The organism is Bathymodiolus heckerae thiotrophic gill symbiont (genome assembly GCF_900180345.1).
Lineage (GTDB): Bacteria > Pseudomonadota > Gammaproteobacteria > PS1 > Pseudothioglobaceae > Thiodubiliella.
Genome location: NZ_FXLV01000023.1, coordinates 1 through 21273 on the forward strand (window position 1 = coordinate 1; position 21273 = coordinate 21273).

The following is a 21273-nucleotide window of genomic DNA, read 5'->3' on the forward strand; positions in this document are numbered from 1 at the left end:
ATAATCATCAAAAATCCACTTTTCACCCGCTTGGCGATTTTTTAAACCCAGCCTTAGCCCTGCTAGGACAAGGTTTAATAAAATCACCAATCTGGCAAAAATTGAATTTTGCTAATCATCCCTATTTATGCAAAGGTCTCCATATGGCATTTGAATCTTTGTTAACGACACTAGCAAATCATAATCTTCTGCTATGTTAAAAGCTTCTATGGCTGGATCATTTTAACTTTTGTAACTGCAGAATTTTGTGCTTTAATAATGTATATTCTTCCAAATGTTTTATATTTTTATCTCAATACGCCTGCTAAAAGCTTTAACTGGTAACAGAACAGATGCACCCTTGTTATCTATCATACTTTTTTATTCATTCCTCAAAATTTAAATTCTTGTCAAAATTACTCTTAAAAAATATACTCAATCATTTTATCAGTTTTCTTAAACATTACGCCAAGTCCTATTTAAATCATAAACAACAAATAGAATTCTAACCAGACATATTAAACCTAGCGCCAACTCAACATTTGACAAGATATTTGTTATATTTACTACAGCATACAATGCTAATAAAAATATTAATTGTGTGATTTGAGCCCACATACGATAAGAAAAATTATCACGAATAATAGCAATATCTTCCACACTGTAAAACATAAAATTAAACAATTCCATTGTGGCAATAATTTGCACAAACACAATGGCAACACGCCACTGTTCGCCCAAAACTAACGGCACAAACCAATCGGCTAATACTATTAGCAATCCATAGACAAAAATAACAAACAAGAAAGTGGATTTGATTATTTTTCTTGGTAGAGAGAGATTGCCATTATCAATCTCATGTACTTCGCGATATTGATGGCGTGCAACTTGTCCAACCGCTTGCCCAAAGGCACCTGTTGGCACCCCCACAACCCTCTCAGCCATTGCAAATATACCGGCAGCAGACATACCACCTACAGCAGACATAATCAGCGTAGGTATACGCGAACTCAAAGAAGACGCTAAACTGGTTGTTAATAAAATAGGTATTTTCTGCACCTGATTGAATACAGTAACAAACGATACTTTAAGTTTTTTTAAAGTTATCATTTGCATAATATCAGTATAAAACAAGAAAACTAAAAACGATAAGAATTGCCCAATCATTTGCCCCAAAATAAGCCCGATTGGTAGTGAATCTCCGCCTATAAAAATAGCATATCCAAGTGAAACGGAAATCATACTTATGGCATTTACTGTAGCTGCTATACCATGCCCTGAAAAATTACCTAAATAAGTAGCATAATATCTTAGCGTTTGTGTGGCACCTACAGACAATACGGTGGCACCAATCAAAATGGGTAAGTAATGCAACTCCTTTAAAAAGAAGGAATTTAAAAAATTAGATAAAAAAAACTCTACAACCAAGATAAATATAAAACTGACGATTAACACAATTGTCAATATACCTATGGTTAGCGACACAGCTTTATCCTTACTTTTCATAGTGATAATTAAAGACTCCGCCTTACCTGTAGAGAACACAACCAAAATCCATGTAATAGCACTAAATACAGCAAAAACACCAAATTCTTCTGGATTGTAATATCGTGTGATAAAAGGCAGTGAAACTAATAACATCAATTGTGCAATAAATTGCCCGCTTGCAATACGCAATATATTGGCTAACACGAATATTTTATGATTTTAGTTGTCAATAATTTACTACTCATAATGGATTTATTAACATATGTATAATGCCCTGAAATTATACCGATAAACTTACTGTTTTATGAATGATACGCTTTCAAATCTAAAATATTCAAGAATTGCTATTGTTAAACTTTCTGCTTTGGGGGATATTGTTCATGCTATGGTAGTAGTGCAGTTTATTAAGCGGCATTTACCAAATTCGACTATTGATTGGGTGGTGGAAGAGGGTTTTAAAGATGTTTTAATTAGCAATCCTGATATTAATAAAATTCACACGGTAAGCATCAAAAGAGCAAAACTAGACAAGTCTTTTAAATTACTGCTCCAGACCTTAAAAAAACTTAAAAAACTTAAAAAATACGATATTGTGATTGATATGCAAGGGCTGATAAAATCGGCTGTTGTTGCTAAAATTATTCCATCAGATAAAACTTTTGGCTTTGACAAAGCTGCTTTGCGTGAGGGTTTTGCGGCGTTTTTTTATTCTGACACTTGTTATATAAAATATTCTGAAAATGTAATTAAGCGCAATGCATTTCTCATTTCTAGTGCTTTAGCGGTGCCTATTTCGCATGATAATATTTTAAATAAACAGCCATTTTTGCATTTTAACAGTAAGATTAAGCCTTACTTTTTACAAAACGGCAAGGCAAATATTGCTTTTGTACCGGGTGCTTCATTTGCATCTAAGATTTATCCAGTTGAAAAATTTGGGCAATTGGCTCAGGCGTTAGATGCTAATATTACCCTCTTATGGGGCAATGAAAAAGAAAGGTTGATGGCTGAAAAAATACAAAATATTGCCCCAAAAGTAGCTCTTATTGACAAGGTATCATTGGATGAATTAAAGACAATCATCGGACAAATGGATATGGTGATTGGTGGCGATACGGGCCCAGTACACATGGCATGGGCGCTTAATATTCCCTCTATTACTTTGTTTGGATCCACACCCAGTTATCGCAATACTTACCTAACGAATATTAACCATGTGATTGCTTCAAACTCATCGGTCAATCCAAATAAGATTGATAAAAATGATTTTTCAATTCAGGATATTAAGGTTTCTGAAATTGTATTAAAAACTAAAGAATTACTGATACAACTTGTTCAATCGAATCAAGAATAAATCGAGCATTTGAATCTTTTTCATCGATTTTATGACCACTTCTGACTAAAACTGTATTTTTTATTCCTGCTACCTTTGCCGCAGTAATGTCATTTTCTTTGTCACCAATCATCCAAGAATTAAGTGCATCAATAGGATATTTTTTCTGTGCATCCGTAAACATACCCGCCTTAGGTTTTCGACAATGACATTCATCTTCTGGCGAATGTGGACAATAAAATACATCTAAAATATCAACTTTATTTTGCTTAAACTCATTCACCATCCAAGCATTAAGTTTGTCAAAATCACTTCTATTGTAATACCCTCTGGCAATACCTGATTGATTAGTAATAACAATGATTTTAAAGCCTAATTTTTGAAACATTTGACAAGCAGAAAATACACCATCAATAAACACAAAATCTTCAATTTTATACAAATAACCAACCTCTTGGTTAATTACACCATCACGGTCAAGAAAGACCACTCTCATTTTAAAATTTCACTGGGTTTTTTGTGTGTCCATTTTCCTCTAGGTTTGTCAATATACTGAAAATACTCATTAGTAAAATCACCCTGAACGCAAACATAACGATATGACTTATCATTAACTGAAAATTTACTTTGTTTAATCGCATCACTAAAAGGAACGGGTCCAGTCAATGAAAAAACACCGACAACTTTATTACTATTAATATTTGCTAAAATAATCTCAATGGCTTTCTCTAGGATTGAATGGTTCGCCTGAGATGCAATAAAATAATTAGTGTGTGTATTGCTGTTTCCTTTGAGAATAAACAGCTCTCGATCTGTTTTATTAATAATACCTGACAACGGAAAAACAAGATGTGCATCAATATCCAGATAAATACCGCCAAAATGTTGCAATACTAATAATCGCCAGAGGTCAGCTTGTGCGGCACCATCATTTAAGCGCTGGTAGGCTTTAACTATATCAGTGGCCGAATTTTCTTGAATAAAAACAAGGCGATCCTCAGTACTAACATAATGATAGTCGTAACTAAGGCTCATTAACCGATTAAATAAATAATTTAAATAGACTGGTAAACTAACTTTATTAGTATAATTGGTTTGCCAAATCTTTTTAGGGACAATCTGTTTTTTACCTTGGACAAATGCTTTACTGTATTTAGGTATAGTAAAGCGTTTTTTAGGCCAAAAAAAATGGAAAGGATAACCGATTAATACTTTACTCATATTGCCAATAAGTTTTGAAATTCTATTGCAAATTAAGGCTAATAATGACATTAATATTTTTATAATTAAATGACAGTAATTATACATTAAAATAAGATTTTTCAAATCATTTATAAATGTGGTTAAACAACAACTAATTCACTCTAATTACCAACCTTTGGCTAATGAAATAGAGCATTATTTTGCACAAAGTAACACCATATTACACAATGATAGAAACATAATCAAAGAAGTTGAGTTTAACAATGAGACGCTTGTGGTTAAATCATACAAGCAACTTGGCTGGTTTCGTAGTTTTATTTACACTTATTTAAAAAAGTCTAAAGCTCGGCGGGCCTATGAATATGGTCTAAAAATTGCCAAATTCACACCCAAAGTTATTGCCAGAATTGAATATTTTCAGCCATTGCTCGGCAAAAGTTATTTAATTTGTCAAAAACTTGAAGCTGATTTTAATATGCAAGCACCTTTGTTTAAAAATCATCCGAATAAACAAACGATTTTCGAACAATTTGCCGCATTTGTTTATCAATTACATCAGCACAATATTTTTCACCGAGATTTGTCACCCGGTAATATTTTGATTAAACAAAATAATCAATGTTATGAATTTAAAATTATTGACATTAATAGAATGTATTTTAAGACTTTAAGTTCACAAGACAGAGCCAAGAATTTTAATAAATTATGGGCAAATGACACTGATTTAAGCGTTATACTTAAGGCATATGCCAGACTAGGAAAATTTAATGAAGAGAATTTTGTGCAATTAGGCATTAAATATAATCAACAAAATAAAACACGAAAAATACGAAAACGCAAAATCAAGCGGGTATTAAAACTATGATAGATGATATATCGGTTGTTATTATTGTTAAAAATGGCGAAAGAACTATTAAATCAACACTTGATGCACTTTCTCAGTTTTCTGATGTAGTAGTATATGACAACGGCTCAACGGACAACACATTGGCAATTTCCAAGTCATATAAAAATGTTAATCTTGTTCAGGGTGATTTTTTAGGCTTTGGGATGACCAAGAATAAAGCCACTACTTACGCCAAAAACGACTGGGTGCTGTCATTAGATGCCGATGAAGTTGTGGATGCTGATTTTTTAATTAACTTAGAAAATTTACCTTTAAACAAGACATCGGTTTATCAAATTTTTAGGAAAAACTTCTACCGACAAAAACACATTAAACATTGTTGGAATAATGACAAAATTGTGCGATTGTATTGTCGTCAAAAAACCCAATTTAACAACAATAAAGTGCATGAAAAAGTATTGTCTGATGGATTAAAGATAAAGCCTTTAATTGGTTTTGTTAATCATTATCCATATAATAATATCAGTGATTTTATTAAAAAATTAGACACCTACTCTAGTGAATTTGCACTTGACAACATTGGTAAAAAATCCTCATCACCTATCAGGGCAGTGCTCAATGGTGGATTCTCGTTCTTTAAAACTTATTTTTTAAAGCGCGGTTTTTTGGATGGGTATGCAGGCCTAGTTATCGCCTTTTCCCATATGGCAACTAATTTTTATAAATACATTAAACTTTATGAGCTTAATCGAAAAAAATGAATATTCTCATTACTCGCCACGACAAAATTGGTGATTTTATTACCACGCTACCCTTGTTTTTTACCATTAAAAGGCACTATCCACAAGCTAAAGTTTTTGCCTTAGTGTCAAAAGTTAATTTTGAATTGGCTGAACAAGTTGATTTTATTGATGAAGTTATTTTGTATGATACAAATCATTTTTTACAAACATTAAACGCAGTAAAAAAAGCAAATATTGAGATAAGTATCAGTGCATTTATCGATACTCAATTAGGTTGGATTTTGTTACTAAGTCGCATTAAAACACGCATTGCACCAGCAACAAAATTAGCTCAAGTTCTTTTTAATAAAACCCTCAAACAAAGACGCAGTCAAGTTGAAAAAACTGAAGTTTTGTATAATTTAGATTTGGCAAAAATATTAGATAAAGATATTAACTTGATCTTTAAGCCACCGTTATTAACGCTTACCAAAAACAACCATTTTAGAAACAAACACCAACTGGGTAATAAAAAAATTGTGCTTTTTCATCCCGGTTATGGTGGTAGCAGCGATGGCAACTTAACATTAGAAAATTATATTGAACTGGCTAACACCGTTAGAGAGCAAAATAATACACAAGTGGTATGGACATTTGGACCTGATGATTTGAATACAAAAAACCAATTACAAGTACTCAACTCTAAAGAAGATTTAATTTACCAGCCCCCTACCCTACTCGATTTTTGCCATCTTATCAATGATAGCGAATTGTTAATTAGCACCTCAACGGGGCCGATGCATTTAGCGGGTGCTCTCAATATTGAAACCATTAGTTTTTTTGGCGATAGCTTATTTGCCAGCCCTAAGCGTTGGGCAACGGTAAATGATTTAAATAAACAACATAACTTTATTTTTGATACACATTTTAAATTGGTTGATGCAGTGTATGTCATTAGAGAAGTCTTATGTTAGGATTTTATCGCACTTACACAACACCCTTTAAGGAAGAAATACCTGCCCTTGTAGAAGATTTTTTCCTCCGCGTTCCTTTTTTTAAAAGATTTTTACGGTTTTTTGGACGATATTTATACACTGAAATATCGCTAAGAAAAAGTAAAAAACTAGAAAAAATCACGGCACAACATAAAAGAATTTTATGGATTCAATGGGTAGATTCCTATTTGGGTGACAGTTTGATGGATTTGTCTAGCCGAATTTTATTACAAGATAAGGAAATAGACTTATTAACCAAAGAAAATGTGGCTAATATTTATCAAAATGACACTATTTTTAAACATATTTTTACCAATCCAGAACAATGCAATTCTAATCAATATGATTTATTAATTATTGATAGCTATAGACATCGAAGTTTAAAAGTTCTTAGCAAAGACTTGCTGCAATTACCACACATCACTTTATATGGTTATTACAATGTAAATGATTTTAATCGCCTATACTTTAGTTTTTTTAGAATTAATCAATTGCTACCAACCAAGTATAGCGAAAATAATATTTATAAAATTGCCAAACCATTGTTGCCTATTACTCAGCAAGACGAGGCGATAGTTTCAAGTTTTAATTTACCCAATAATTTTATAACGATTGTTATTGGTGCGGCAAATATTGAGCGTAATTTTAATCAATGGGACGCAGTTATTGATAAAATATTCACGCAACATATAGCAAATAACATTGTTTTAGTTGGTGCAAAAAATGCAATAATTGAAGCGGAAAAAATTCAATCAAATTATCCAAATAAAATAATTAATATGGTTGACAGGATTTCATTTAATCAAACTGCCCAAATTATCAAAAAATCAAGACTCCTTATTTGTGCTGATGGTGGTTTATTACATGCCGCTAATGCAGTGCAAACACCTGTTATAGCTTTGTTTTACTATATTGAACCAATGGTTAGACTTATTAAAATAAATCCTTCTTATTCACTATTAGATAAAAATGACATTAACAATATTTCTGTCATAAATATTATTGAGAAAATCAAAAAATTAGAAAATAAGACACGCTAAGCCTTTGAATAATCGTTAAATTAACAACAGAAGCCTATTCCCTTAAAAGCCCGCCTGATGCCACTAAAAAAACCTCTAAGCCAATGATCTTAAAATTCATTATTGTATGCAAAAATTTAAAATACTAAGTGCTGGTATTTTTATTGTTTATACCGAGTGCCATCAACAATAATACAAAAAACATATACACGCCGTTTGGCGCTGATCTCACAATCCAAGTTTCAGTTAAACCGAATATCATACTGGACAAAATAATCCAAACACCAATTAAACCAGTCCATAATTTTTCTGGATTATTTTTTATAATTTGAAGAAAAAATTTAAGTGGCAATAAAAATACACTAATTATTAAGGCCAAGAATCCAACAATGCCAAATAGTGCCAACCATTCAAAAAATATATTATGTGCAGTTCCGTAGTGATCAGCAATAACATTATATTGCGGGTATTCCTTGGTAAAGCGCCTAAGTTCTAGCCTAAAATCACCGCTACCAGAGCCAAAGAATGGATATTTTTTAACTGTGTTTATCGATGCTGTCCAGAAAATAAACCGTTCGCTAGCAGAGCCAGATTGTTGTTGTTTATTATCATTTTCATTTTCAATAAATTGCGTTGCATTAGCGATTACAGTATTAAATCTATCAATTGTTTTATTAGGAAATACATTAATAGTAACAACAGTTGCCAAAATCATACCGACAAAAATTGCGATTACTTTAAATCGTAACTGTTTTTGCGTTACTAATAAGTATAAGAAAATTAAAAATAGCAATGGTAATGCCACCCAAGAACCTTTTGCCCCAACAATCAAACTTGCACTTAACGCACACAATGCAGACAATGCAAGTAATACTTTGTAACTCTTGTTAGTATTTATTAGTAGCGATAAGAGTATATTAATACCAACAATAAGCATAGAAAAATCACCATACATAATTGAGTGATATGCACCTGTTGAGCCTTTATTGAGTAGTAAATAAATTAATAATGTAAAGCCTGACAATACTGTTCCAATATAGAATGCTTTTAATATTGATTGCTGATAATATTTAAAAAGAAAGAAAATGGGTGCTGAGAGTAGAAAATAACTAAATTTACCTAATTTTTTAAATCCATTATAAATATCATCAGAGTTAATCATTCCAAGAAAATAAATCAAAAATACTATTGCAAAGCCAATTAAAACGCGCCTTTCTTCTAAAGTTAGTTTGACGCTTGAATTTTTAACATAGAACAGTATTCCTAATACGAATAACACTAAATAGATTGTTGATACAGCACTTGCAACGATTGCCATTAATATCGGCAACAAAAGCACTAAGAGTAAAACTGGTAACTCTAACTTTTGTTCAAATGTAGAATCAATTAGCTTCATGTTTCTATCTCTTTAAAATTATAAACAATCCGACATCCAAAATTCAGAAAGCACAATACAATCGCCATTACGCATTCCATGGATAAGAGGGGTCTGAGTTTTAGTCTTAAATAATTGGTTTTTATGTAGCAGATATGGATTTTGGATAAAAGTGCTGTCTACCCCCCTAATTTTTAAAATAATTTTCATGGCTAAAATTATACCTGTAGATACTGGTAAACAAGCGTGTAAAATTATCCTAATTATTTTAATAACTGTACAACAGATGGATAAAAAATGCGATTTTCCAATTGAAGGCATACATAGGCATGTTGTTAAGTATATTCAATCATTGCCCAATCTTTCAGGAAAAATAGTGTTAGATATTCCTTGCGGCAATGGCAGAGCTAGTTGTGAATTTAAAAGAAAAGGCGCCAAAGTTATTGTACTTGATTTGTTTCCAGAATTTATGGAAGTACTAGGTATAGAGGCAAAATACGCTGATTTATCAAAAAAATTACCAATAGAAAACGAGTCAATTGATTATATTATCTGCCAAGAAGGGATTGAACATATTCCAAACCAGTTAAATGTATTGCAAGAGTTCAATAGAGTTTTAAAAAAAAATGGGTGTGCTTTAATCACCACACCAAGCAATTCACACACTAGGGCAAGATTGTCATATTTTTTGTTTGAAACAGATTTCTACAAAAGAATGCCTCCAACAGAAATTGACGGAGTTTGGTTTGCCAATAATAAACAGGCAGACCTATATTTTGGACACTTATTTTTGTTAAGCGTTCAACACTTACAAACTTTATTAACGATTTCTGGATTTAAAACCGAGCAACGCATTAAAACAAGTATTGGCTCTACATCGCTAATACTAACATTAGTTTTATATCCAATATTTGTATTATCTAGTTTATTGACATATTTTTCGTATAGAAATAAAAATCAGCATATTGACAAAGATACTAGATTTAAAATACTATGGGATAGGGTTAAATTAAACCTCTCACCAATAACTTTAATTTATAAAGATATATTTTGGGTGGTTAAAAAAACAGACAATCTTGATGTTGTTATTAATCAATTAAAATCCGTGCAGAAAAATTAAAAGCCCCGTGGCCACATGAACATCTTACACATCTTGTCACAAACGCATCTAACAGGTTCGGAGGTGTATGCGGCTGATTTGTGCAAATTTCAAACCCAACAAAGGCATAAATGTTTTATTATTTCAGACACCTTATCTGTCAAAACTTCTACCAAATATTTTCCAATGCCAATTCACAATCGAAAATATATAAATCGTATATATAACATAAAGGCATTAATTAAATTTTGTAAAATACATAAAATTGACCTCATTCATGCACACTCAAGGGCGGGCAGTTGGCTAATAAATATCGTGCGTTTATTTATTGACGTTGCCTATGTGTCCACTATTCATGGCAGGCAGAGTGTGCATTTTTCTAGTAAGAATAAAAATATTTATGGGCGTAGGATTATCGCTGTATGTGATCACTTGCAGGAACACATTCTTAATGAATTATATATTGATGAAAAGGTGTATTTAATCCGGAATATTATCGATGAACATTAGTATTATTGGTAGGTTGACAGGGCCAAAGGGGGATATTGCTTATCAAATCTTATTTAGAATTGCCCCTCAGTTTCCATTAGTTAAATTTAGAGTTATAGGCGGACCTGTATCGCCACGCTTTAAGAAATTAAGCACTAAAAATATTGTATTTTATGGATTTATTGATGATGTCGCCAGTGTTATAAAAGGCTCAGATTTAGTGATTGGTGCGGGGCGTGTAGCAGTTGAGGCACTACAGTTAAATACACCAATATTAGCTATTGGCGAAAAACAATATGTGGGGATATTAAATAAATCCAACATTACACAAGCTCAAGTAAGTAATTTTGGAGATTGTGCGTTAGATGAATTTCATGATTTTAATCAGATAAGTCATGATTTAAAAAAATTTATTGAGCACAATGACAAGCAAGATGATTTATCAGCTATTGTTAAACAATATTCACCTGAGTCTATCCTGCCTAAGATAAACCAAGTATACTCACATGCCTTGGCAGATGTAGTTTTTACAGGTCATAAAGAAGTAGCAGTATTGATATATCATCGTGTGGTTGATGTGGCTCCAACCAATTCAAAATTTAATGTTTATATTACCAAGAAAAAACTAGATTGGCAATTGGGTAATTTAAAAAAAAGAGGGTTTGATTTTGTTACCTTTAAAGATCTTGCCATTGGTGTCAAGATTAAAAAGCCTATTATTCTTACTTTTGATGATGGTTATGAAGATAATTACTTTAATCTACTTCCTTTATTAAAAAAGCATCAAGCAAAAGCGGTTATTTATTGCCTAGGTGACAGAAGCATCAAATCTAATATATGGGATGAAAAGCTAGGCGAAATACATGCTAATTTGATGAGCGATATTCAGATTAAGGCTTGTCACGATTCTGGTTTGGTAGAAATTGCCTCACACGGGTTAAAACACCAGCACTTAGATAAATTAAATAAAAAGGAGGCTCGTCAAGAATTTAAACTGTCAAAGTTGAATTTAGAGCAACTGATTGGTGACAATGTGATTTCTATTGCTTATCCTTATGGTGCCTATGGAAAAAGAGAAGAAAATATGGCATATGAAGCAGGCTATAATTTTGCCATCGGAACTGTTAATGGTCCATTACATATCAGCGATAATTATTACGCTATTCGTCGTATTCAAATATTCCCCAGTTCAGGAAAAATTAATTTTTGGAAGAAAACAAGCGGTTTTTATTTACGCCTATGTAAATTAAAAAGCAAGGATTTTTAATCCATAAATAAACCACCTTTAAACCACTTAAATCTTGAGCATTGTTTGCTGTTACCCCTACTTCTAGGACAATAAGATCTTTGAATGAGTCATAATCTGTATCAAACACAGAGCAGCCAAAATACCAGCCTTCAATCATATTTAATCCAAAAGATTCAAAACTACACATGGGGTAGATAAGTCTTTTTGAGTTGTTAATAACTTGATTTTTTTAACGACCAGCTGCAATGATCTAAGATTGTTAGGTCATTACATTTATTCAGTGGATAAAAATTTCTTAAATTGTTAGGTCTTGTTAGACTAAAATATTTTTTTTTAACATTTAAATAAGTGTATGTTATTATTTAAGCAATATTATAAAATACTGATGCTTTATGTGGTATTTATTATTGTCACGAAGGTTGTGTTTTACCTTTACTTACAAGATGATTTTTCAGACTTATCATGGCAATCAGCTACTTATGCCATTTTTTGGGGATATAGATTTGATTTTTCAGTTGCCGCGTTATTGGCGTTTATTGCCTCGTTATTTGATTTTAATAAGAAGATTTATGCGTTAGTATCAACACTTTTTCTAGTTTTAATCATCAATATTCAAATTGGTGATATATTTTATTTTTCAGAAGCCAGCAGACATACGGGCTATGAAATATTTGACGCCTTTATTGATGCAGAAAGTCTTTTATTAACCGCTTATTCTCAACATTTTTGGCTGGCATTGATGGCATTAATTTTGAGTATTACTACCTGTATTGTTGGCTTTCTTAAATGGAAAATGGTTGTTATTACTGAGCTTAATAGATATTATTTTCCAAAGAAAATTATACTTTTGGTTTTATCGATATTTTTTATCAGAGGCATGTCAGTTCAGGGTATCCCCCTTAACCCCTGGCAAACGGGACAACTTGCAAACAATCAGCAAGCGATATTGGCACTAAATGCCACATACAGTGTGATTTTTGCATTGACTAATAAAGGTAAAGCAATCCATCAAACACACATTCCTAGTATTAATCAAAGTATTAGCGATCAATCTTTAAAAACATTGTATGCCGATAAAAATGTGGGAATTAACACGCCAATTTTGGCGAGTAAGCCCAATGTTGTTATGTTGTTTTTAGAAAGTTGGAGCGCCAAATATATGCAGCCTTACGGCTACCAGCACTCAACCACACCTTATTTTGATAGTATTCTTAAACACTCAATTCGACCTAAGGCAATGGTCGCAGGTGGGCATCGTACTTCAGAAGGAATATTTGCCGCTTTAAGTTCTATGCAAAACCCACTAGGTGGAGCGATTGCAAAAACACCTCTACAGGATAGAGAGTATCCTTCTATTGTGAAAAATTTAAGCCAAATTGGCTATTCTAGTGCCTTTTTTCAAGGCACAAGCAAGGAGACCAGCGGTGTTGGAAGTTTTGCCCAGTCTCTTGGGTTTGTAGATTCGTTTGGCAAGCGAGATATTGCAGACACTAAATATCCTAGAAATAATTGGGGCGTACAAGATTATGATTTGTATCAATTTGCTTTAAAGAAAATGCAATCGATGTCGTCGCCGTTTGTGATTGGCATTAATGGCGCAACAACACATGACCTTGTTGTGCCTAAGGGGTTTCAGCAGAAGTATTTTTCTGACAATAAAGATTTAAATACAATGCTAAACACTTATCGTTTTGCTGATTTTTCTTTAGAATATTTTATGAAGGAAATTAAAGAAAAATACCCCAACACTGTATTTGTTTTGTTTGCTGACCATGCAGGCGGTAGGATTTCAGATAATTTAGAGAACTATTTAATCCCATTTGCAATTTATGCGCCCAATATTTTATCCGCACAATATAAAGATATTATTATGTCGCAAAGGGATGTAGCGCCGAGTTTATATGATTTAATTATTGGTGATTACACAAAAACTCAATTTAGTGGCAAATCAATTTTTAGAGATGCATATTATTTTGCAGATTATTTTCATAATAATGTTTTGGGCTGGATTGAGGCGGAAGATGTTGTTGAAATAAACATTCAAACAGGTGATTTTTCATGCTTTAAACTGAATACATTACAAAAGCAAGCCGTTAAATGTGAAAATAAGCACGATGATTTAAGAAATCACGCACTGTCTTTCACTCATTACTATCAAAATTTATTATTCAATGTCAAAAGTAAATAATATTTTTAAATGGGATTATCATTCTGACCAGCCTTGCGTTATTACCAATAAAGCCTTTAAAAAACAACAAAAAAAACAGTATTTATTTGAATATTTAAGGATGTTTTTGTTATTTGGCTTGGTTTTTCCAATGGCATTTTTTTGGCAATTTTTGGGGCGTTTTCCAAAAACAAAAATGCAAATTGGTATTGGTGTAAATTTAGACAAAGGCGAGGAACAATACGCATTGGTGGAAGAGTTAGGAGTTAAACATTTGTTAATTCGTATGCCGCTTTGGGAAATTGACAGGGTTGATGAATTTGTGCAGTTTGCCAAGAATTTTGGCGAGGATAAAGTCATTTTAATTAATGTGTTACAAGACCGAGAACACATTAAAAATTTGTCGCTTTTTAAGAAAAGTATTCAAATAATTTTTGACAAATTTCAAGGTATTGCCACAGAGTATCAAATCGGTAATGCCACTAATCGCACTAAATGGGGGTTCTTCTCAGTGAGTGAATATCTGAGGTTTTATCAGATTGCACAAAGCGTTAGAGATGCATGTTTTCCACAATTAAAATTACTTGGCTCAAGTGTGATTGATTTTGAGTATTATTATACTGCTTCGGCTTTATTTAACTTCAAACAAGTTAAATTTGATAAGTTATCAAGTCTGCTTTATGTGGATAGAAGAGGCGCTCCGGATAATCGGCAGTATGGTTTTGACCTTAAAAACAAAATTAATTTATTGGCGGCAATGTTGCATTTGTCGGCTAAAAGCAAGAATGAAATTTACATTACAGAAGTTAATTGGCCGCTTAAAAATACCGCACCATTTGCCCCTACCAGTGAAAAAGAGTGCGTTAGTGAATTGGAATATGAACAATATATGCAAAATTATATTAACATCGTCAAAAAAACTCAGAAAATTAGCCGACTGTATTGGCATCAACTCATTGCTCCAGGCTACGGTTTAGTAGATAATCGTGATGGAAAGATTAGAAAAACACCCGCATTTTATGAATTTAAACAATTAATTAAAACAATCTAATGGCAATTATAAAACAACTTTTAAAACACTATTTTTATCTTATTATCATCTTTTCGATTGGGAGAGTATCACTTTTTGTTTGGCAATTTGGCAGGTTTTCGCAAACGCCTGATTATTGGCTGACTTTTGTATATGGCATAAAGATGGATACCATATTGGCGTTAATGTTACTTTTGCCATTACTTTTTTTATTAACGCTTGCACCAAAAATATTGGCAAAATTTATTGATAAATTGATGGTTTATTATTTTCTGCTAATTTTAATATTGGTTATTTTTATAGAGAGTGCCACTTTTCCGTTTTTTATACAATATGACATTCGTCCAAATTATTTATTTGTTGAATATTTAGAGCATATTCGTGAAGTAAGTTCGATGTTAATGGCAGATTATAAAACGATTTTTGTCGTAACACTCATCGTTATATATGCCGTGGCTCGTGCGTATTTAAAGCAGGCACAGCAACAGTTTTTGTACTGCTTTGATGTTTCATATATCAAAAGAATTGCATTGCTTTTACCGCTATTATTAATATTTTCAATTGGCATTAGGTCTTCATTTGGACACAGGCCTGCCAATATTTCCGATGCCTTGTATTCATCAAATAGGATACTTAATGAAGTGACTAAAAATTCGTTATACAGTATTTTGTATGCAGTTTATTCTAGCAACAAACACGATGGTGATGCTAAACGCTATGGTTCGATGAAAATTGATCATGCCATCCAGCGCGTTAAACGCAGGCTAAATATTCAGAATACGCATCCAGAATATATTTTTAACAGAGTTGTTAATACACATTTCAAACACGCTAAAGATAAAAACTTAGTCATTTTTATCCAAGAAAGTATTGGCGCTCAATTTGTTGCAGCCGTTGGTGGAGAAAGCGGCATTACGCCGTATTTTAATCAACTGGCGAATCAAGGTCTTTTGTTTACCGATGCGTATTCAAATGGTACTAGAAGTATCAGAGGGCTGGCTGGCTTAGTTGCGGGGAATTTTTCCGTTCCTGGAAAAGGCGTGCTTAAAAGAAATAAGTCGCAGCAAGATTTTTTCACAGTAGCTTCTTTACTCAAATCTTATCAGTATGAAACTATGTTTTTATACGGCGGCGAGTCCAGATTTGATAATATGAAAAGCTGGTTTTCAGGCAACGGGTTTGACCGAATTATCGAACAAAATGATTTCATTAATCCTAACTATGTAGGGTCGTGGGGTGTGAGTGATGAAGATTTAGTTATTAGAGCCAATCAAGAATTTAAAAAATATTACCGCAATCATCAAAAATTTGCAGCCGTTATGTTCTCAACTTCCAACCATACGCCGTTTGATTTTCCCGAAGATAAAATTGATTTGGTTAAAGGTGTTGCTGTTAAAAGCGTTAAAAATGCAATTAAATATGCCGATTATGCCCTTGGTCAATTTATCAAATTAGCACAGAACGAAGATTATTATAAAGACACCATTTTTGTCATTGTGGCCAATCATGATGTTAGAGTTTATGGCGATGATTTAGTACCCGTCAATCATTTCCATATTCCTGCCCTGATTCTTGGGCAAAATGTGCCAATAACAACATACGATAAAATTAGTACCCAACCAGATATTTTGGCAACAGTACTGGATTTAATGGGCATAAAGGGTTTACACTACCCTATCCATGGGCATTCGATTTTTTCTGACAAAAAACAAAATATTGCACTGATGCAATTTAATGATTCTTACGCTTTGAGGCAAGACAATAAGGTCGCTATTATCAGACCCAATAAAGAACCTCTAACATTCTTCTATCAAAATGAAAAATTAAATGCAACAACACACGACAAACAACTCGAGCAAGATGCGCTCGCCTTTGTTATAACATTAAACCACCTGTATAGCAATAAATTACATCAATAGTATGGATAAAATATTAATAGAAATCCCAACTTGGTTGGGCGATTGCGTCATGGCAACGCCTGCTATTGAAAATATCATTAAATTGCAACCTAATGCTCAAATAACTATCTTTGGCTCTAAGGTCGCAACTGAAGTTTTTAAATACCATCCGAAGGTTAATCGTGTTGTTATTGACAAAAGTAGAAGTGAAAAATACCGAATTTATTATTTATATAAATTAGCTAAACAACTGGGTGAATTTGATTGCGCCCTTTCATTCAGACGAACCATAACCAGTAAATTATTTGTATTTTTTACCAATGCATCGCTTAAAGGAAATTATAGGCGATATGATAAAAAACCCAGACATCAGGTCAATCGATACAATGATTTTATCAATGCCACTTTGAACGCAAACATCACAGCTGCAAAGCTAATTATCCACACTAATTTAAAAAAAATAGAACCATCAAAATCCAATAAAAAAGTGCTGGGCATCAATCCAGGTGCATCGTATGGTAGTGCCAAACGCTGGTATCCAAACAAATTTGCCAAGGTGGCCAGTGAATTATCTGGCGAATACGATATGGTTATTTTTGGCAGTGAAAAAGAAACGGGCATGGCTCAAGATATTGAGAAATCACTAATCAAAATGGGTGCGACTAATTACCAAAACCTTGCGGGAAAAACCAGTATTCTTAAGCTAATTGAACACATAGCACAACTGGATTTATTTATTACAGGGGATAGTGGACCTATGCATGTGGCTGCCGCTTTTCAGGTACCGACAGTGGCTGTTTTTGGCCCAACAAAAGATGAGGAAACCTCACAGTGGATGAATAAAAAAAGTATCATTGTGAAAAAGAACTTAGATTGCCAGCCATGTATGAAGCGCATTTGTCCTTTAAAACATCATAACTGTATGAAAAAAATTAAAGCAAATGAGGTGTTAAGCGCTACTGTGAAAATTCTTGCTCAATCAGATGGCAGAGCGTGTGACCGATAAGCATGTGCATTTCTTGAATACGTGGCGTATCACTGCTTGGCACTACGAGATTTACCTCACACAAGTCATTCATTTTCCCGCCCTCTCGACCACTAAAACCAATAGTTTTAGTGCCTAATTTTCCAGCCAATACCAAGGCATTGATGACATTTTCACTGTTACCACTGGTGCTGATACCAATAACAATATCACCCTTGTTTGCCAAGGCCTCTACTTGGCGAGAAAAAATAAATTCATAGCCATAATCATTGCCGATTGAAGTAAGTGTGGAGGTGTCAGTTGTAAGCGCAATTGCTGGCAGACCTTTGCGCTCAACTTTGTATCGCCCCACCAATTCTGCGGCAATGTGCTGAGCGTCAGCAGCAGATCCTCCATTACCAAAAATAAGGATTTTTCCACCATTTTCTAAACTCTTGATACATAAATTTACCGCCTTTTTGAGCGGAGAGGCAATAGAGGCAATGGTTGCTTGAGTTACTTTTAAATGTTCATTAAATTCAAATTCAATAATTGTGTGCATTATTCTTTCCTTTGTTGGATTTTCTTGATGGTTTTAGTGGTGCTTTTACCCTCTACAAATTGTACTAATTTTAATTCATCGGCAATGTCTTGCCCGACTACTTTTTTCCCTTCATAATCCCCGCCTTTAACCAATATATGTGGCTGAATGGCTTTAATTAAATTATAAGGTGTCTCTTCATCGAATATCACTACATAATCAACAGCTTCAAGTGCGGCCAATATGTAGGCTCTATCGGATTGTGTGTTAATAGGGCGACCTGCGCCCTTTAGAGTAGTAACTGATTGATCTGAATTGAGTCCTAATATCAATACATCGCCAAAACTTTTTGCGGTTTCCAAATAACGCACATGACCTGCGTGTAATAAATCAAAACAGCCGTTGGTGAATATAATTTTTTTGCCTTTTGATTTTAATTCAGCACTCAAAATGATAATTTCATCGTGTGTTTTAATGTGTGTATCGCTACTTGATTTGTTTAAACTTGATTCATATTCAATAATTTCATTAAGCGTGGCAGTTGCACTACCGATTTTACCCACCACAACACCCGCTGCAAGATTTGAAAACTGAACGGCATCGTCAATTTCATAACCACAAGCCAAAGAAAAACCCAGTGAAGCCAATACCGTATCACCTGCACCCGTTACATCAAACACCTCTCTAGCCTTGGTGGGATGAATGCGCAATTCATCATCATAAATTGCCACTCCTTGCTCGCTCAGTGTAATAAGCGACACTTGTAAATCACAGTCAATTTTCAGTTTTTTTATAACATAAGCAAGGCTTTCATCATTATTAATATGGGTTGCTAGGGACTCGCTGGCTTCTTTTTTGTTGGGCGTTAACAGGTAGGCTCCTTTGTATTTTGAATAATCTAAACCTTTGGGGTCGATTAAAACTTTTTTGCCATTTTTATTGGCAATGGTGATTAATGATTGGGTTAATTCGAAGGTTAATACACCTTTTCCGTAGTCAGATAGTAAGATGGCATCATAACTTGCCACTAGATTTTTAAAGGATTTTAAAAGCAGATTTTGTGATTCATGACTAATTTCATCTGTGCTTTCTCGGTCGTATCTAACCACTTGTTGTTGCGAGGCAATAATTCTACTTTTTTTACTGGTGATACGATTTTTTTGTGTAATTAAGTGGTTTGTATTAACTTCAATATCAGCAAGCAAAGCTTTCAATTCGTCACAGATTTCACAATCACCGACCACACTCATCACACTAACTTGTGCACCGAGTGCATACAAGTTGTTAATGACATTCCCAGCCCCACCTAAAACGCTACTTTCTCTTTGCACATTAATCACTTGCACGGGTGCTTCTGGCGATATTCTGTCGCAAGTTCCCCATAAATAATGGTCAATCATTAAATCGCCAATTACCAAAATCTTAGGCGCCTTTCCTTGTAAATCAATCATGATATATCGGTGCCGTATAAGCGAATAATTTCAGGAATATAAGTACTAATGCCCTCTTCTAAACTAATTTTTGGCTCAAATCCAAGTCCAGTTTTTGAGGTAGAAATATCTGCTTGTGTGTGCATTTGATAGCCCGCATAAGGATTAGGAATATAATCAGTGCCTAAATCAGCCCCCAGTTCTTGCTGCAAAATATCAGCAATATCTTGGAAACTCCTAGGAACACCAGTGCCAACATTGTAAGTGCCATTCTGCTTAGGATTGCAGGCTTTAATATTGGCTTGAATAACATCCTCAATATTGATAAAATCACGCAATATTTGTTCTGAATTTTCAAATAATTTTGGTGCCTTTCCTGCTAGAATCTGATGCCCCAACTGGATTACCATAGATGAAGTTTTGGCTTTATAGTATTCACGAGAGCCATACACATTGAAAAATTTTAAACCAACAATGGTCATTTCAGGAAAATCATCTGCAAACCGATAAGCAATCTGATCCATCATATATTTGCTAAACCCATAAGGATTTTCAGGGCTTTCCTGACCCACTATTTGTGGCGAAGGCAAACTACCGTAAGTTGCTGCTGAACTTGCATACACCATTACCGCATTGTCTTTTTTAGCTTTGTTTAACAAATCATAAAACGAATTTACATTGGTTTTCATCACTATTTCTTGGTCATACACCCGTGTATCAGAAATAGCAGCCTGATGAAAAATAAAATCAAATTCATAATCATCAAGCAACGCCAAATCAGCCTTATTATTGATATTGCCACACATTACATCACCAGTAAAGCCAATTAAATTCTTATAATGTCCAAAACTTTGTAAATTACCATTGGCAAAAGTGGCTCCACTTCTAAAACAATCAAACACCACTACCTGTGCATTGGGGTAATTCTCTTGGAAATAAAAAGCCAAATTACTACCAATAAATCCAGCACCACCAGTGATTAAGATGGTTTTATAGTTAAAGTCAATATCGTTATAAGTCATAAAGATTTTTAAAGTTATTACAATGTTTAAATTTTAACCTACTAACAAGGCCTTTGCACAAAATTAAAAATAGCCGTCGTGTTTCTAAGCCACCTATGTGGTGGTAAATCAAAATATTTGACTGTGCCCAACACAGGTTACTTTCTAAGCCACCTATGTGGTGGTAAATGTCGTGTTAACTAACTTGATAAGATTTAGAGCTTTCTAAGCCACCTATGTGGTGGTAAATAACTTGAATTCGCATAACAAATGCAATTTTAATTGTAATTAAATAGCCAGTTGTAATAAACTTTGCTATTTTCTTACTACGGGAAATTGCAATGAATTATCAACAACTGACTAACGATGAACGATACCAGATAAAAGCGTGTTTACAACTACATATGAATCAGATTGGCATTGCCAATCTGTTAAACAGAAGTC

General features: G+C 33.5%; 20 protein-coding genes and 1 pseudogene. 14 read left to right on the plus strand and 7 right to left on the minus strand.

Going from position 1 to position 21273, the window contains the following annotated elements; genetic code table 11:
- Nucleotides 1-200 (plus strand): hypothetical protein (locus CRYPD_RS07945; RefSeq protein WP_171004310.1); only part of this gene is annotated, 200 nt, incomplete at its 5' end.
- A 235-nt stretch (nucleotides 201-435) separates the two neighbouring features.
- Here CRYPD_RS07945 and CRYPD_RS04015 read toward each other — a convergent pair.
- Nucleotides 436-1671, minus strand: coding sequence for a lipopolysaccharide biosynthesis protein (locus CRYPD_RS04015; protein ID WP_280178666.1), 1236 nt, complete (start codon nucleotides 1669-1671; stop codon nucleotides 436-438).
- 100 nt (nucleotides 1672-1771) lie between these two features.
- Here CRYPD_RS04015 and waaC point away from each other — a divergent pair, with 100 nt between their 5' ends.
- Nucleotides 1772-2821, plus strand: a complete 1050-nt coding sequence (waaC, locus tag CRYPD_RS04020; RefSeq protein ID WP_138146320.1) for a lipopolysaccharide heptosyltransferase I — start codon at nucleotides 1772-1774, stop codon at nucleotides 2819-2821.
- On the opposite strand, the gene gmhB is transcribed toward waaC, so the two are convergent.
- On the minus strand, nucleotides 2778-3296 hold the full coding sequence (gene gmhB / locus CRYPD_RS04025) for a D-glycero-beta-D-manno-heptose 1,7-bisphosphate 7-phosphatase (RefSeq protein ID WP_138146321.1): 519 nt from the start codon (nucleotides 3294-3296) through the stop codon (nucleotides 2778-2780). The two genes, waaC and gmhB, sit on opposite strands and share 44 nt — an antisense overlap.
- Nucleotides 3293-4072 (minus strand): glycosyltransferase family 32 protein, encoded by a 780-nt coding sequence (locus tag CRYPD_RS04030; protein ID WP_138146337.1) that lies wholly within the window; start codon nucleotides 4070-4072, stop codon nucleotides 3293-3295. Before CRYPD_RS04030 ends, gmhB begins: the two co-directional genes overlap by 4 nt.
- A gap of 67 nt (nucleotides 4073-4139) precedes the next feature.
- Between CRYPD_RS04030 and CRYPD_RS04035 the strand changes: the two genes are divergently transcribed.
- The 4 genes from CRYPD_RS04035 to CRYPD_RS04050 are packed head-to-tail and all read left to right on the plus strand — an operon-like array spanning nucleotide 4140 to nucleotide 7607.
- Nucleotides 4140-4868 carry a lipopolysaccharide kinase InaA family protein gene (locus CRYPD_RS04035; RefSeq protein WP_171004312.1) on the plus strand — a complete coding sequence of 243 codons (729 nt, stop codon included), beginning with the start codon at nucleotides 4140-4142 and terminating at the stop codon, nucleotides 4866-4868.
- The gene (locus CRYPD_RS04040) at nucleotides 4865-5611 is read left to right on the plus strand and encodes a glycosyltransferase family 2 protein (RefSeq protein ID WP_138146323.1); all 747 of its coding nucleotides are present in this window, start codon (nucleotides 4865-4867) and stop codon (nucleotides 5609-5611) included. Before CRYPD_RS04035 ends, CRYPD_RS04040 begins: the two co-directional genes overlap by 4 nt.
- Complete coding sequence (locus tag CRYPD_RS04045; RefSeq protein WP_138146324.1) at nucleotides 5608-6546, plus strand: glycosyltransferase family 9 protein; 939 nt, start codon at nucleotides 5608-5610, stop codon at nucleotides 6544-6546. Before CRYPD_RS04040 ends, CRYPD_RS04045 begins: the two co-directional genes overlap by 4 nt.
- The gene (locus tag CRYPD_RS04050) at nucleotides 6540-7607 is read left to right on the plus strand and encodes a glycosyltransferase family 9 protein (RefSeq protein ID WP_138146325.1); all 1068 of its coding nucleotides are present in this window, start codon (nucleotides 6540-6542) and stop codon (nucleotides 7605-7607) included. Before CRYPD_RS04045 ends, CRYPD_RS04050 begins: the two co-directional genes overlap by 7 nt.
- 124 nt (nucleotides 7608-7731) lie before the next feature.
- On the opposite strand, the gene CRYPD_RS04055 is transcribed toward CRYPD_RS04050, so the two are convergent.
- The gene (locus CRYPD_RS04055) at nucleotides 7732-8982 is read right to left on the minus strand and encodes an O-antigen ligase family protein (RefSeq protein WP_138146326.1); all 1251 of its coding nucleotides are present in this window, start codon (nucleotides 8980-8982) and stop codon (nucleotides 7732-7734) included.
- Nucleotides 8983-9169: 187 nt separating this feature from the next.
- On the opposite strand from CRYPD_RS04055, the gene CRYPD_RS04060 reads away from it, so the two are divergent.
- The 7 genes from CRYPD_RS04060 (at nucleotide 9170) to waaF (ending at nucleotide 17899) form a co-directional block, all read left to right on the plus strand.
- Nucleotides 9170-10081, plus strand: coding sequence for a class I SAM-dependent methyltransferase (locus CRYPD_RS04060; protein ID WP_138146327.1), 912 nt, complete (start codon nucleotides 9170-9172; stop codon nucleotides 10079-10081).
- A 15-nt stretch (nucleotides 10082-10096) separates the two neighbouring features.
- On the plus strand, nucleotides 10097-10570 hold the full coding sequence (locus CRYPD_RS04065; RefSeq protein ID WP_138146328.1) for a glycosyltransferase: 474 nt from the start codon (nucleotides 10097-10099) through the stop codon (nucleotides 10568-10570).
- The gene (locus tag CRYPD_RS04070; protein ID WP_138146329.1) at nucleotides 10560-11816 is read left to right on the plus strand and encodes a polysaccharide deacetylase family protein; all 1257 of its coding nucleotides are present in this window, start codon (nucleotides 10560-10562) and stop codon (nucleotides 11814-11816) included. The genes CRYPD_RS04065 and CRYPD_RS04070 overlap by 11 nt, the downstream gene beginning before the upstream one ends.
- Before the next feature lie 334 nt (nucleotides 11817-12150).
- Complete coding sequence (locus tag CRYPD_RS04075; RefSeq protein WP_138146330.1) at nucleotides 12151-13986, plus strand: LTA synthase family protein; 1836 nt, start codon at nucleotides 12151-12153, stop codon at nucleotides 13984-13986.
- Nucleotides 13970-15016: a hypothetical protein gene (locus tag CRYPD_RS04080; RefSeq protein WP_138146331.1), complete on the plus strand. Its 1047-nt coding sequence runs from the start codon at nucleotides 13970-13972 to the stop codon at nucleotides 15014-15016. The genes CRYPD_RS04075 and CRYPD_RS04080 overlap by 17 nt, the downstream gene beginning before the upstream one ends.
- Nucleotides 15016-16914 carry an LTA synthase family protein gene (locus CRYPD_RS04085; protein WP_138146332.1) on the plus strand — a complete coding sequence of 633 codons (1899 nt, stop codon included), beginning with the start codon at nucleotides 15016-15018 and terminating at the stop codon, nucleotides 16912-16914. Before CRYPD_RS04080 ends, CRYPD_RS04085 begins: the two co-directional genes overlap by 1 nt.
- 1 nt (nucleotide 16915) lies before the next feature.
- Complete coding sequence (waaF, locus tag CRYPD_RS04090) at nucleotides 16916-17899, plus strand: lipopolysaccharide heptosyltransferase II (protein WP_138146333.1); 984 nt, start codon at nucleotides 16916-16918, stop codon at nucleotides 17897-17899.
- Here waaF and gmhA read toward each other — a convergent pair.
- Genes gmhA through rfaD form a run of 3 tightly spaced genes read right to left on the minus strand, consistent with a single transcriptional unit; the run spans nucleotide 17850 to nucleotide 20850 of the window.
- Nucleotides 17850-18419, minus strand: coding sequence for a D-sedoheptulose 7-phosphate isomerase (gene gmhA, locus CRYPD_RS04095; RefSeq protein WP_138146334.1), 570 nt, complete (start codon nucleotides 18417-18419; stop codon nucleotides 17850-17852). The genes waaF and gmhA overlap by 50 nt on opposite strands.
- A complete protein-coding gene (gene rfaE1, locus CRYPD_RS04100) occupies nucleotides 18419-19849 on the minus strand; it encodes a D-glycero-beta-D-manno-heptose-7-phosphate kinase (RefSeq protein ID WP_138146335.1) in 1431 nt (476 codons plus the stop codon). The genes gmhA and rfaE1 overlap by 1 nt, the downstream gene beginning before the upstream one ends.
- Nucleotides 19846-20850 (minus strand): ADP-glyceromanno-heptose 6-epimerase, encoded by a 1005-nt coding sequence (gene rfaD / locus CRYPD_RS04105; RefSeq protein WP_138146336.1) that lies wholly within the window; start codon nucleotides 20848-20850, stop codon nucleotides 19846-19848. The genes rfaE1 and rfaD overlap by 4 nt, the downstream gene beginning before the upstream one ends.
- Before the next feature lie 320 nt (nucleotides 20851-21170).
- Here rfaD and CRYPD_RS08445 point away from each other — a divergent pair.
- Nucleotides 21171-21273 (plus strand): annotated as a pseudogene (locus tag CRYPD_RS08445) (IS30 family transposase); the annotation flags it as partial.

Excerpts from the sequence above, each read along its gene's own strand:
- waaC (WP_138146320.1), top strand. The coding sequence starts at position 1,772 with ATGAATGATACGCTTTCAAATCTAAAATATTCAAGAATTGCTATTGTT.
- gmhB (WP_138146321.1), bottom strand. The coding sequence starts at position 3,296 with ATGAGAGTGGTCTTTCTTGACCGTGATGGTGTAATTAACCAAGAGGTT.
- CRYPD_RS04030 (WP_138146337.1), bottom strand. The coding sequence starts at position 4,072 with ATGTCATTATTAGCCTTAATTTGCAATAGAATTTCAAAACTTATTGGC.
- CRYPD_RS04040 (WP_138146323.1), top strand. The coding sequence starts at position 4,865 with ATGATAGATGATATATCGGTTGTTATTATTGTTAAAAATGGCGAAAGA.
- CRYPD_RS04045 (WP_138146324.1), top strand. The coding sequence starts at position 5,608 with ATGAATATTCTCATTACTCGCCACGACAAAATTGGTGATTTTATTACC.
- CRYPD_RS04050 (WP_138146325.1), top strand. The coding sequence starts at position 6,540 with ATGTTAGGATTTTATCGCACTTACACAACACCCTTTAAGGAAGAAATA.
- CRYPD_RS04055 (WP_138146326.1), bottom strand. The coding sequence starts at position 8,982 with ATGAAGCTAATTGATTCTACATTTGAACAAAAGTTAGAGTTACCAGTT.
- CRYPD_RS04060 (WP_138146327.1), top strand. The coding sequence starts at position 9,170 with ATGGCTAAAATTATACCTGTAGATACTGGTAAACAAGCGTGTAAAATT.
- CRYPD_RS04065 (WP_138146328.1), top strand. The coding sequence starts at position 10,097 with ATGAACATCTTACACATCTTGTCACAAACGCATCTAACAGGTTCGGAG.
- CRYPD_RS04070 (WP_138146329.1), top strand. The coding sequence starts at position 10,560 with ATGAACATTAGTATTATTGGTAGGTTGACAGGGCCAAAGGGGGATATT.
- CRYPD_RS04075 (WP_138146330.1), top strand. The coding sequence starts at position 12,151 with ATGTTATTATTTAAGCAATATTATAAAATACTGATGCTTTATGTGGTA.
- CRYPD_RS04080 (WP_138146331.1), top strand. The coding sequence starts at position 13,970 with ATGTCAAAAGTAAATAATATTTTTAAATGGGATTATCATTCTGACCAG.
- CRYPD_RS04085 (WP_138146332.1), top strand. The coding sequence starts at position 15,016 with ATGGCAATTATAAAACAACTTTTAAAACACTATTTTTATCTTATTATC.
- waaF (WP_138146333.1), top strand. The coding sequence starts at position 16,916 with ATGGATAAAATATTAATAGAAATCCCAACTTGGTTGGGCGATTGCGTC.
- gmhA (WP_138146334.1), bottom strand. The coding sequence starts at position 18,419 with ATGCACACAATTATTGAATTTGAATTTAATGAACATTTAAAAGTAACT.
- rfaE1 (WP_138146335.1), bottom strand. The coding sequence starts at position 19,849 with ATGATTGATTTACAAGGAAAGGCGCCTAAGATTTTGGTAATTGGCGAT.
- rfaD (WP_138146336.1), bottom strand. The coding sequence starts at position 20,850 with ATGACTTATAACGATATTGACTTTAACTATAAAACCATCTTAATCACT.